This is a genomic window from Mesorhizobium sp. M0207 (assembly GCF_040321995.1).
Taxonomy (GTDB): domain Bacteria; phylum Pseudomonadota; class Alphaproteobacteria; order Rhizobiales; family Rhizobiaceae; genus Mesorhizobium.
In genome coordinates this window covers 1-12,450 of the sequence record NZ_JAMYSQ010000023.1, presented here as the reverse complement: position 1 = coordinate 12,450, position 12,450 = coordinate 1, and the positions used below count along the sequence as shown (strand labels likewise).

Sequence of the window (12,450 nt, the reverse complement as noted above, 5' to 3'; positions counted from 1 at the left end):
TCTATGCCATGAGAGCGGAAATTCCACGCGGACGCTTCCCGGCATCACACCGCGTTGGTCAGGCGAACGAATTCCTCGACGCTGAGCGTCTCCGCACGCCTGGTCGGATCGATGCCGGCGCGGGTGAGCAGCGCCTCGCCGCCGAGGCTTTTCACGCTCTGCCGCAGCATTTTCCGGCGCTGGCCGAATGCCGCTTCGGTGACGCGGCTGAGCCGTTTCACCTCGGCCGGCAAGGGGTTGGCACGCGGCACAAGATGCACCACCGAGGACGTCACCTTGGGTGGCGGCGTGAACGCCTGCGGCGGCACGTCGAAGGCAATCCTCGCCTCCGTCCGCCAGCCTGCCAGCACGCCGAGCCGACCATAGACATCGCTTCCGGGGCTGGCTGCAATGCGTTCGGCGACCTCGCGCTGGAACATCAGTGTCATCGATGTGTAGAAGGGCGGCCACTCGGTGACGGTCAGCCAGCGGATCAGCAATTCGGTGCCGATATTGTAGGGCAGGTTGGCGACGATTTTCGTCGGCCCGCCGCTTTCCCCTTTAGCAAGCGCTGCAAAATCGGTTTTCAGCGCATCGCCGGCTACGATCTCTAGCCGGCCCGGATAGTGGTTCGAGATCTCGGCCAGGGCCGCTAGGCAGCGCTCGTCGCGCTCGATGGCGACGACCCGCCGGGCGCCGTTGAGGAGCAGGGCCCGGGTCAGCCCGCCCGGACCGGGACCGACCTCGATAACCGTAACGTCGCTCAGGTCGCCGGCGGTTCGCGCAATCTTGCTTGTCAGGTTAAGGTCGAGCAGAAAATTCTGGCCCAGCGCCTTTTTCGCCTGCAGCCCATGGCGCTCGATCACCTCGCGCAGTGGCGGCAGGCCGTCTATGCTCATCGGGCTGGGCTCATCAGGCGGGCTCATCGGGTTAAGGCCATCGAATATGGCTGATTGGGCTCAGGGCCTACGGCCTTTTCCCGGTATCGGCAAGAACGCGAGCGAGTTTCAGCGCTGCAATCAGGCTGCCGGCACGGGCGATGCCCTTGCCGGCGATGTCGAAGGCGGTGCCGTGGTCGGGCGAGGTGCGGACGAAGGGCAGGCCGAGTGTGACGTTGACCGCCTCGTCAAACGCCAGCGCCTTGGCCGGGATCAGCGCCTGGTCATGATACATACAGAGCGCCACGTCGTAGCCGGCGCGGGCGCGAGCATGAAACAGCGTGTCGGCCGGCAACGGCCCGAAGGCGTCGATCCCTTCCTGCCTCAGCCGGTCGACCGCCGGGCGCACGATCCGCTCGTCTTCGGTGCCCATGGTGCCGCCTTCGCCGGCATGCGGGTTGAGGCCGGCAATGGCGAGCCGCGGCTTGGCAATTCCGAAGCGGTTCGCAAGGTCGGCGGCGGTGATGCGGCCGGTGGCGACGATAAGGTCCGTCGTCAGCGCTTTCGGCACCTCGGCCAGCGCGATGTGGATGGTGACCGGCACGGTGCGCAGGTCCGGTCCGGCAAGCAGCATCACAGGCGTCACTTCGGTGCCGGTGTGAAGCGATGCCAGATGCGCCAGATATTCGGTGTGGCCGGGAAAGCGAAAGCCGGCGTCGTAGAGCGACTTCTTGGCAATGGGGCAGGTGACGACCGCGGCAGCGCGGCCGGCCAGGCAGTCGGCAACGGCGCGGTCGATCGCCTCGATGATGCCGGCGGCGTTGGCTGGATCCGGGCGGCCGGGACTGTCGACGAAACGGGCAGCAAGCGCCACCACCGGCAGCGCGCGCGAAAACACCCCCGGCGCTAACGCCGGCGTCGTCTCGGCAATCGCGATATCGGTGCCGAGCCTGTGCGCTCGCGCGGCAATCAGTGCCGGATCGGCAAGGAGATAAAATGACGGAACGCCAGCGCGTTCGCGGGCCTGCCAAGCAGCGATGGCGATGTCCGGCCCCAGGCCGGACGGATCGCCGACGCTCAACGCCAGCGGAAGCTCTGCGTCAGCCACGGCGCTTCCACTTCAGCGCTCGATTATGCGGGCTTTCTTCCGCAACTCCTCGACATATTTCTTCGAGAGTTCGTCGGCGTTCTTGTCGCTCGAACCTTCACTCTGGAACACCATCTGCGCGGCTTTGTCGTCTGACACTTCGCGCGACGAGCAGATGCCGATGAATTCGACACCGCGGTCGGTTTCGCGCGTCGTGGTGGCGCCGCCGACCTTTGTAGCCTTTATCTGCTCGGCCCAGTCCGCCGGCAATTGCGGCGCCAGCACCCGGCCGAGATCGCGAACGGTGACATCGATCAGGCCCTTGGCGAATTCGCGCGTGGTGTTGCAGCCGTTGAAGCGGGCGCGCATAGCGTCGGCTTCGCGTTTGCGCTTGGCCAGCGTCGCGCTGCGCTCGGCCGCCGGCACCACGAAGATGACCTGCTGCAGCATGTACTCTGTGGCGCTCGGTTTGCTGCCGCCTTTTTCGAGCATGCGCTTGACGAGGTCCTGCTCGCTCATGGCGCCGCCGCCGTCGCTAGAACGGTGACGCGCCGTCAGCGCCTGGTTCCAGGCCATCTGCGCCCGGATAAAGTCCTTGAAATGCTCCTTGGTGACGCCGGATTGCGCCATCGCGCCGTCAAGCTGCTTGAGCGGCATCTTGTTGCTGGTGGCGAAACGCTGATAAGCGGCATCGACCTGCTCGTCGCTGATGCGGATGCCGAGCCGCCGGGCTTCGGCCAGGCGCAGCGTCTGGTCGATCATTTCCTGGCCGGCATCGCCCTTTCTGTGCTGCAGGCGCAGGAAAGCGGCCCGATGCTGGATGTCGCCGGTGGTGATCGGTATATTGTTGACGACGTATTTGATCTCGGTGGCGAAAACTGGCCGCGTTACCGCAGTGGTCGAGAACGCCACCAGCAGCGCGAATCCTGCCGAAAAGAGGTATTTCCTCATCGAAAGCATCCCAATTCCATCCCGATTCAGCCGAAACCTATCCCAGTTCAGGCCGTCAAAATTCGTGCCTGCTCTATGCGGCGAAACAATGTCGTCCGCCAGCCGCCCCGTTGCCGACCGCTGCCCGTTATTGAATGGTGTCGATGGAGCGTTGCGACGAGCCGAAATCGCCGAGCGTGCGGAACGACAGGTTGAAGCCGACGTTCTGCGATACTTCCTTGGTGTTCAGGTCACGTCTTTCCGAAAACGTCATCAAATAGGTAAAGCACGAATCACTATAGGCAAAGCCGACCCCGTCCTTGACCAGAACGCTCTGCTCCAGATCATATGTGCCGGTGCCAAAGACGCGCCAATTCTCGGCAAGATGTGTCGAGGCGCCGAGCGTAACCTCATGGCGATCGGTTGAGAAGCCATAGAGTGGCTGCGCCTGGATGAAGGCGTATTTGGCGCTCAGCGATACCGGCAGGCCTGAAAAGGCGGCCTTTACCTCAGCGCGGCGGATCTCGAAGCTTTGCTCGTCGAAACGGCCGCTGACCGAGCCGGAAAACCCGCTGGGGCTGTTGAAGCCGACAAGGCCGACATAGTCGGAGGTTGCAGTTTCAAGGCCTGAATAGGCGCCGACATTGACCAGGTCCGGCGTGCCGAACGAGTTCTGGCCGCCCAGCTGGTAGGATTGGCCGAACACCGCATTGGTGCCCCAGCCATTGTCATATGCGCCGGAATAGCGCAGCCCGACATTGGCGCGTGTGCCGCCTTCCATGCGGTCATAGCCCGAGAATTTGTCGCGCTCGAACAGCGTCGTGGCGTCGAAGACGAAGCTCTGGGCGTCCTCGTTGGGGACCGCCAGCCCGCCGACATATTGCTCGTTCGGACGCATGAATACCTGCGCCATCGGTTCGAAGACATGGCTGGAACTGGTCATCGAAAACAGCACCGGCCAGCGCATCTCAAGGCCGGCGGTCGCCATGTAGCGGGCAAGCGATGAACGCATATCGTCCTCGACGCCGAGATTGGTCGCCATCTGGTTGACGGCGTCGAGCGAGGCCGAGGAGGCGTTGACGTAGCCGGCGTCGCCGCGCAGCGCCAGGAGCGGTGTCAGCAGCAGCCCGCCATCGGTGGTGAAGGTGCGCTTCCATTCGGCTTCCGCGGTAAGGCGCCCGGATTGACCGTCGATGCCGCGGACGTTGTTGACGGACGAAGGGATGCCCGAATTTGCAAGAGCCGTATCGAGCCTGTCGCGGTCAATGACCCGCGCGTTGACGTCGAACGACAGCTGCCCGCCGGCCACCGGCGTGTCGGGGATATAGGCGTAGTCGAGCGAGGGCAGCACCCAGGGCTGCTTGGCGGCGCGTGCAGTCGGATCGCTGGCGAGCGTGTCTTCCTGAACCTCAAAGTGCATGGCGCGCACGTCGAAGTAATTGCGATCGTTGAGCCCCGTCAGGTACACGTCGGAGCGGTGCACGCTATCGTTGAAGCCATCGATGTCGTAGGTGCGCGCGAAATTCTTATCGCTCTGCAGCAGGATGTCCCAGCCGAAGTCCCAGCGCGGGTTGATGGCGAACTGGCCCTGGGTGCCCATCATGCCGCGGAACCTGTTCGGGTCGCCTTCGGTACCCGAATTCACGTTGTGGCCATTGTCGTCGATGAAGGCGTCGGGATTCTCCTGCCGGATGCCCGCAATCTTCAGGCTGTACTGACCGTTGTTGAAGCGCTGCCTCCACTCGGCCTCACCGAGGAAACCTTGCTTGGTATAGCCGCTGCCAGTGACAGTGAGATCGTAGGTCGGCGAGAGCGCGAAATAATAGGGGACTTTAACACCGACGCCGAGATCGCTCTTGTAGGCGACGCCGGGGATCAGGAAGCCGCTCTTGCGCTTGACCGTTGGGTCGGCGATCTCGAAAGCCGGCAGATAGGCCAGCGGAAAGCCGAAGAACTCGAAATTCGAGTTCTCGAAGCGAACCGTCTTCTTCTCGCCGTTCCAGATGATCTTCCTGGCCTTGATACGCCAGGTCGGCGCTTTGTCGGGCTTGTCCTCGCACGGCTCGCAGGCGGTGTAGACGCCATTGTGGAACGTCGTCAGCACGCCGCCCATGCGCTCCGCGCTTTCGGCGGCGAAATACGCCTTGTCTATGGTCTCGACCCGCAGCGCGTTGACGAAGCCGTCGGCGAAATCGTCAGTGATGTCGGCATGTTGCGAATAGATTTTGGTGCCGTCGCTATTGACGAGTTCGACATTGCCGCTGGCGACGAGGCGTTTGGTGTTGCGGTTGTATTCGACCCGCTGGGCGACGAGACGGTTGCCGCCGTAGTCGATCTGGACGCCGCCGACAGCCGTCACGGTCTGCTTGTCGTTGTCGTAAACCAGCGTATCGGCTGCCAGCAGCATCTGCGTGCCGCTCGGAACCTTCGTTGCCAGCTCACTGACGTCCTGGGCAAAAGCCGAAGCAACCGGGGCGGCGCTGGCAAGCAGGCATGCCAAGGCGCTCGCCGCAGAGAGGCGTGCCAAACCGGCGTGCCTATGGCTGCGCAAAACCGCCTCCCTCACTAGCCGTCTTCCTTGTATAGCAGGAATGTCACCCCGAAGAACATAGCCACGACAACCGGGACCCAAGCCGCTACGGCCGTGGGTACGAATCCCGCTACGCCGAATGCCTTGACCAGCACCGAAACGACATAAAGCAGAAAGCCGGCCACGATGCCACCCAGAATCATCGTTGCCGACTGCCCCATCCTCGCAAATCGCATTGATACCGTTGCCGCAATCAGCGTCATCGCGACAAGCAGGAAGGGCAGCGCAATCAGGGAATTGAACTGCATGGCGAAGGCGTTTGCCTTGAGGCCGAAGGAGCGGGCCACTTCGATCTTGCCGGGCAGATCGTAGAAGGGAATGGTCTCAGGGCGCGCCAACCGCTCTTGCACGAATTCCGGCTTGAGATTGGTCGGCAGCCGGTCGCTGGGTAACGACTGGATAGTACCGTCCCGGAACACCTTGACGTCCTGCAATTCCCAGTAGCCGTCCCGCAAAAAGGCGCGCGCCGCATCCTTGCGCTCGATGATGTCGCCTTGCGGGCTGAAGCTGAAGAAGACCGCGTCGGCCATCTCCAGGCCTTGATTGAGAATGGCGCGCGCGCCGATGATGGTGTCGCCGGCGTTGGTTTTCTGCCTGATCCAGGGCGCAGCATCGGCCGAGACGCTGTTCGACTTGCCCGAACGGAGCTGGGTCTCGATCTCCTCGGACCAGGAATAGGCGTGCGCGGCTACCGGATTGATGACGCCGACCGACAAGGCTCCAAACAGCAGCGCCCCGATGCAGCACGGCAGCAGGAATTGCCATGCGGAAACCCCGGCGGAACGGGCAATGACCAATTCGTATTTGCGGTTGAGCGACACCAACGTCGCCATCGCCGAGAACAGGCCGACGAACGGCACCGTCTGCAGCATGATCATCGGCATCCTGAGCCCCGAAATGGCGAACGCAGTTGCGTAGGTGAAGCCCGGCACGCCGGTCGTGCGGCCGGAAAGCTCGGTGAAATCGATCAGGAACACCAGCGCCAAGAGGCCGATGAAGAACCAGATGGTGATCGTCACATAGCGAAAGAAGAAGTACCGACCCAGAGTCCAGCCCATCAGCCGGCTCCCTGTCCGGATGCGCCACGCCCGGCAAAACGGAGCTTGATGGCGCTCCAGCCCTCACTGAAGCGGCCGGCAAGATTGGTTATCCAATCGGCCCAGGCAACCGGCAGTTCCATGGTCCGGTTGGAAACAATGAACCAGATGGCGATCGCCGATGCCACGATCGGGACGCCGTAGACCATATAGGCATATTGCGGCACCTTGTCGGCCTTGCCGGCGGCAAAGAACCCGAGCCAGCGCACGAACAGCGCGATCGCGATTGCCGTGATCAGCGGGTGCACACGCGCCTCGCGATGCGAGCGTGCATCTCCGGCGACGGCGAGCGCGATCAGCGCGAAGACGAGCGAATAGGACCACTCGGAAAAACGCTGGTTGAGCTCGGCCAGGTACCTGTTCGGCTTTTGCTGGTACATCTTGTCGTTCGGACTGGGATTGAGCAGATACTGGGTCGTCCGGTCCTTCGGCAAAAGCAGGATGTCAGATGATGCCGACATGAAAGCGGACAAGTCGAAGGCGTAGGAGGTGAACCGGATCACCGAGAGGTCGCCGGTCATGGTTTTGCGATGGATGACGCCGTCATTCATCATCAGCACCTTCTCGTCGCCGCGTTCGATGATGCTGCCGGTCTTGGCGTAGTAGATGAGATTGACGCCTTCTTCGCGCGAATCGGCGACGAAGATGCCGCCGAGGCGGTTGTCGGGAAGCCGTTCGCCAACCTGCAGGAACAGGCCGTCGTCGATCTTGCGGAAGGTGCCTTCCTGGATGATCAACGACAACAGATCGGCACGCGATGACGCAATCAACTCGCGGTTCTTCTGCCGTGCGTAAGGGTCGACGCCATTGTCGACGGCGAAGGAAAAAACGCTGGCTGCAAGTGCCAGAAGCATGATCGGCCTGACGATGGTCCAGCGTGAAGTGCCGGCGGCATTGATGACGGCCAGCTCCGAATCCGAATTCATCACGCTGAGGATCTGGGCGACCGCGACCACCAGGGCGAACGGCACGACGATCGGAACGATCGTCGGGATGATCAGCGCTGCGACTTCGAAGAAGGTGAGGGCCGACTGACCGCTATCGGTGACGAGGTCGATGCGGGCGAGCACCTGAGTCGTCCAGACGATCGCCAGCGTCCAGACGAGCGCCAGCGCGAATACCGCGAAAGCACGGCGCATGATGTAACGTTCAACGACCTTCATGAAGGCTTTTCTCGGCGATTTCGAACGGCATCATGCCTTGGAACAAGGTAGTCGTCCGGCGCCGGCTGCACAACTGGCTCAGTTTGGCGGTTCGATCTGGGTTCTGTCCCGGATCGCAAAATCCGCTGGGCCGGAGTGTCGGCGGCAATGGATAAGAAAGGGCGAACATTGTTGGTTAACAACAGGTTGCGGCGGGAAGCGGGGCCGTGCCGCGACGAATCGTGGATGGTTCGATATCGCATATGGGAGCGATTTCGGCCAAAGTCTTGTCAAATGCGGCAAAACGACCAAATGTCGCGCCGGTCGCGACCGCCGCGGCGTGATAAGACGGGTCAGGATCTGTTGAGTCCCAGCATGGAAGCGGAAAAATTGCGCGGTCAAACCGGTCGGGAAACCGTCTTTGACGGCGCGATCGTGGTCGGCGCCGGCGCGGCCGGCCTTGCCGCCGCCCACGCCTTGATGAAGGCCGGCGTACCGACGCTCGTCCTGGAAAAGGAGAGCCGGCTTGCTGAACCCTGGCATCGGCGGCACCAGCGGCTGCACCTCAATACGCATCGCGATCTCTCGACGCTGCCCGGCATCGGCTATCCCGCAGGCACCCCGGCTTTTCCGCATAAATCGGCCGTCATTCGCCATCTGAACGATTTCAGCCAGGCGCATGGTCTGCCGGTCGCATTCGGCGTTGTCGTTGAAGAGATCACGTTCGATGGCGATCACTGGACCGTGCGGACGAACGCCGGACGTCGTCTGGCGCGTCATGTCGTCGTCGCCACCGGGCGCGACCGGCAGCCGTTTATTCCCGCGTGGAAAGGCATGAAGGATTTTGCAGGCCGGATTATCCATTCGGCCGATTTTGGCGAGGCGAAGGACTACGTCGGCAAAAGGGTGCTGGTCGTCGGAGCCGGCAATTCGGGGTTCGACGCACTCAACCATCTTGCGAATGCAGATGCCCAAAGCATCTGGCTGTCGGCCCGCAACGGCCCGTCGCTGCTGCCGAAACGCATCGGCAAGGTCGCCGTCCACAGGCTTTCACCGTTGATGGCGAGCTTGCCGGTGCGGCTGGCCGATGCGGTGATGGCGACAACCCAGCGCCTGGTTTTCGGCGACCTGACGAAATTTGGGCTTCCGCCGGCTCCCATAGGCGGTGCGAGCCGTCTGAGCGCCGACTACACCGCGATCGCAGCCGATGACGGCGCCGTCCGCGCCATAAAGGCAGGCACGATCGTGGTGGTGCCACCATTGCGGGAATTTACCCAAGACGGCATCTTGTTGAATGACGGCAGGTTGATCACGCCCGATATCGTCATTGCGGCGACCGGCTATCGCACCGGTCTGGAGCAGATGGTCGGCAAGCTCGGCGTTCTCGACGGCAAGGGCGTTCCGCTTTTCAACGGCGGCGATGCCGATCCGAAATTGCCCGGTCTGTGGTTTACCGGCATGCGGCCGAGCATTCGCGGTTGTTTCGCTAACGCCCGCATTCAGGCCAGGGCGATAGCGGCGCGGATTGTCAAGCAGCGATGATGAGCCGGACTATGCCGACTGTTCCGCCCGCAATAGACACGCCTTGTTGAAAGGTGCTCGAACCGAAAGGTCAATGGTCATGACGCCAGTCAGCATTCGCTACATGGTCGATGATGTCGCCGCCTCGATCGACTTCTACTGTGGACATCTGGGCTTCGCTGTTGAACAGGACGCGCGACCGGCTTTTGCTTCCGTGACACGCGGCGCTTTACGGCTCCTTCTAAGCGGCCCCGGCAGTTCGGGTGCACGGGCGATGCCGGATGGCCGGCAGCCGGTGCCGGGAGGTTGGAATCGCATCCTGTTGGTGGTGCCGGACCTGAAAGAAGAGGTTGCGCGCCTCAAGAGTGCTGGACTTGTCTTTCGCAACGATATCATAACGGGCGTCGGCGGTTCCCAGACGCTGCTCGAAGATCCATCGGGCAATGTTATCGAGCTGTTTCAACCCGCCGCTCACTGACGAACGTTTCTCGCAATAATCCAACTCACTTCCCCGAAAGCAGGACATGATGAATTCGAGACCCTCGATCGCCTTTGCCAAATTCGCCGCGCCCAAAAAAGGCAGCGTTTTCGTTCTGGTGACCGACGAGGGCGGCCTCAGCGATGCCGCCAGGGCTTGCGATCCGGCAAAGACCCTCGAGCGGGCTTTTCCGGTCGCCGACTTCACCGGCAAATTCGCCAGCCTGGTCGAAGTGCTGGCACCGGAAGGGACATCGATCGAGCGGCTGGTGGCGGTCGGTGCCGGCAAGGGCTCCAATCTCGATGATTACGCCTGGCTGAAGCTCGGCGGCACGATTGCCCCATCCTTTCGCAAGGCAACCGAAGTGGCCGTCGTGCTCGATCTTCCCGGTGCGGCCGTCAGCGGCAGGCAAGCCGTTCAGCTTGCAGCGGGCATCCTGCTGCGCAGCTATTCCTTCGACAAGTACAAGACCAAAAAGAACAATGGTGACGACAGGGGCGAGCCAAAAAAGCCGGTCAAGGTGACTATTCACACCGCCGATCCGGCAGCTGCAAAGAAGGCCTTCGCCGATGAAGCGGCGGTGATCGACGGCGTCTTGCTGGCGCGCGATTTGGTCAATGAACCGGCCAATGTTTTGGGACCGGTGGAATTCGCCGCCCGCATCGCCGAACTGGAGGCGCTCGGCGTCACGGTCGAGATCCTGGCCGAGAAGGAGATGAAGAAGCTCGGCATGGGTTCGCTGCTGGGCGTAGCGCAGGGTTCGCCGCGTGGCGCCCGCATCGCGGTCATGCGGTGGGACGGCGGCAAGGCCAAGGAAAGCCCGGTCGCCTTCGTCGGCAAGGGCGTCACCTTCGACACCGGCGGCAATTCGATCAAGCCGGCGTCGGGCATGGAGGACATGAAGGGCGACATGGGCGGCGCTGCTGCCGTCACCGGACTGATGCACGCGCTGGCCGCGCGCAAGGCGAAGGTCAATGTCGTCGGCATTGTCGGGCTGGTTGAAAACGCCGTCGACGGCCACGCTCAGCGACCGGGCGACATTGTCACCTCGATGTCGGGTCAGACTATCGAAGTGCTCAATACCGACGCCGAGGGCCGCCTGGTGCTGGCCGATGCGCTCTGGTACTGCAACGACCGCTTCCAGCCGAAATTCATGATCAATCTGGCGACGCTGACCGGCGCCATCATGGTCGCGCTCGGCCAGCATTATGCCGGCCTGTTCTCCAACAATGACGAGTTGGCGGACCGGCTGACGGCGGCCGGACAGGCGACGCAGGAGCGGGTGTGGCGCATGCCGCTCGGTGCCGAATACGACAAGCTGATCGATTCCAAGAATGCTGACATGAAGAACATCGGCGGCCGTCATGGCGGCGCCATCATCGCCGCGCAGTTCCTGCAGCGCTTCGTCAAGGACACGCCCTGGGCGCATCTCGACATCGCCGGCACGGCGATGGGCGCGCCCTCCAACGAGATCAACCAGTCATGGGCTTCCGGCTTCGGCGTCAGGCTGCTCGACCGGCTGGTGCGCGATCATTACGAGCAATGAGCGGCTGGGGCGGGACTCCGACAATGTAGACTGAACGCATGGCCGAGATTCTGTTTTATCACCTGACCGAATCGACGCTGGAGGATGCGTTGCCCGGCCTCCTGGAGCGCAGTATCGATCGCGGCTGGCGTGCCGTGGTGCAGACCGGCACCGAGGAACGGCGCGACGCGCTGGACCAGCATCTGTGGACTTTCCGGGACGATTCATTCCTGGCCCACGCAACGGATCGCGAAGCCCATCCCGCCGAGCAGCCGGTGCTTCTGACCGTCGGCCCTGACAATCCGAACCAGGCGCAGATACGCTTCCTGGTCGATGGGGCGGTGCCGCCGGAGCTTGGCGGCTACCAGCGCGCCGTGTTCCTGTTCGACGGTCACGATGCAGCCCAGCTAGAGGCGGCACGCACGCACTGGAAGACAATGAAGGAGGCCGGCCACACCGTGACCTACTGGCAGCAAACGCCTGACCGGCGCTGGGAACGCAAGGCTTAGAGAATTTGCCGGCAAGGGAATCACTGGCGCCGCAAGAGTGCGACGACAAAAAGATGGACCGCCGGCTATTCAGAAGACCGGAGCAAGCCCGATGCCGCCCGATGAACGAACGCCAGGCATGCCGATAGATGCCGCACTTGTTCGCCGGCTGATTGCCGCGCAGTTCCCCAAATGGGCGGACCTGCCGGTAGAGACGGTCGAGCCTGGCGGCTGGGACAACCGCACGTTCCGGCTGGGCGACAGCATGTCGGTGCGGCTGCCGAGCGCTGCCGCCTATGTCGCCCAGGTCGAGAAGGAGCATCGCTGGCTGCCCCGCTTGGCGCCTCACCTGCCTCTGCCGATACCCGTGCCGCTGGCCAAAGGCGCGCCCGGGGAAGGCTATCTATGGCCTTGGTCCGTCTATCGCTGGCTTGGCGGCAGACCGGCGGCTGGTGGACTGATTGCCGATCTTACTGAGTTCGCCCGTTCGCTGGCCGGCTTTCTGGTTGCGCTCTACCGGATCGACGCTGCCGACGGGCCACCGGCAGGGCAGCATAATTTCCACCGCGGTGGCCGGCTTTCGGTCTACGACGCCGAGACCCGAGCCGCGCTCTCGGCGCTCGGCGGCCGCATCGACAAGGCCGCCGCCGAGGCCGTGTGGGCGCGCGGCCCTTGCGCGCGAGGGGCACGGGCCCCGGGGGGGGGCCACGGGGGCCGCGCCCCGGGGGAACAGGG

Annotated in this window: 11 protein-coding genes; 5 read left to right on the top strand and 6 right to left on the bottom strand. The window is 63.0% G+C overall.

The window, feature by feature from the left end:
* Positions 1-44 precede the first annotated feature (44 nt).
* The 6 genes from rsmA to lptF all read right to left on the bottom strand — a co-directional run bounded on the left by rsmA (position 45) and on the right by lptF (position 7,724).
* A complete protein-coding gene (gene rsmA / locus NKJ15_RS25135) occupies positions 45-878 on the bottom strand; it encodes a 16S rRNA (adenine(1518)-N(6)/adenine(1519)-N(6))-dimethyltransferase RsmA (RefSeq protein WP_352818225.1) in 834 nt (277 codons plus the stop codon).
* Between the two features lie 67 nt (positions 879-945).
* Entirely contained in the window at positions 946-1,965 is a 1,020-nt protein-coding gene (pdxA, locus tag NKJ15_RS25130; RefSeq protein WP_352818222.1) for a 4-hydroxythreonine-4-phosphate dehydrogenase PdxA, read from the bottom strand.
* A gap of 12 nt (positions 1,966-1,977) precedes the next feature.
* A complete protein-coding gene (locus NKJ15_RS25125; RefSeq protein ID WP_352453231.1) occupies positions 1,978-2,904 on the bottom strand; it encodes a peptidylprolyl isomerase in 927 nt (308 codons plus the stop codon).
* A gap of 118 nt (positions 2,905-3,022) precedes the next feature.
* A complete protein-coding gene (locus NKJ15_RS25120) occupies positions 3,023-5,440 on the bottom strand; it encodes an LPS-assembly protein LptD (RefSeq protein WP_352818219.1) in 2,418 nt (805 codons plus the stop codon).
* Entirely contained in the window at positions 5,440-6,525 is a 1,086-nt protein-coding gene (gene lptG / locus NKJ15_RS25115) for an LPS export ABC transporter permease LptG (RefSeq protein ID WP_023677695.1), read from the bottom strand. Before lptG ends, NKJ15_RS25120 begins: the two co-directional genes overlap by 1 nt.
* Positions 6,522-7,724, bottom strand: a complete 1,203-nt coding sequence (gene lptF / locus NKJ15_RS25110; protein ID WP_352818217.1) for an LPS export ABC transporter permease LptF — start codon at positions 7,722-7,724, stop codon at positions 6,522-6,524. The genes lptG and lptF overlap by 4 nt, the downstream gene beginning before the upstream one ends.
* A 354-nt stretch (positions 7,725-8,078) precedes the next feature.
* Here lptF and NKJ15_RS25105 point away from each other — a divergent pair, with 354 nt between their 5' ends.
* The 5 genes from NKJ15_RS25105 to NKJ15_RS25085 form a co-directional block, all read left to right on the top strand.
* Entirely contained in the window at positions 8,079-9,245 is a 1,167-nt protein-coding gene (locus NKJ15_RS25105) for a flavin-containing monooxygenase (protein ID WP_352818214.1), read from the top strand.
* A 73-nt stretch (positions 9,246-9,318) separates the two neighbouring features.
* Complete coding sequence (locus NKJ15_RS25100) at positions 9,319-9,702, top strand: VOC family protein (protein ID WP_352471101.1); 384 nt, start codon at positions 9,319-9,321, stop codon at positions 9,700-9,702.
* Between the two features lie 49 nt (positions 9,703-9,751).
* The gene (locus NKJ15_RS25095; RefSeq protein WP_352818294.1) at positions 9,752-11,248 is read left to right on the top strand and encodes a leucyl aminopeptidase; all 1,497 of its coding nucleotides are present in this window, start codon (positions 9,752-9,754) and stop codon (positions 11,246-11,248) included.
* Positions 11,249-11,286: 38 nt separating this feature from the next.
* The gene (locus tag NKJ15_RS25090; protein WP_023719810.1) at positions 11,287-11,736 is read left to right on the top strand and encodes a DNA polymerase III subunit chi; all 450 of its coding nucleotides are present in this window, start codon (positions 11,287-11,289) and stop codon (positions 11,734-11,736) included.
* A 91-nt stretch (positions 11,737-11,827) separates the two neighbouring features.
* Positions 11,828-12,450, top strand: a 623-nt coding sequence (locus tag NKJ15_RS25085; RefSeq protein WP_352818211.1) for a phosphotransferase, incomplete at its 3' end; no start/stop codon positions are given.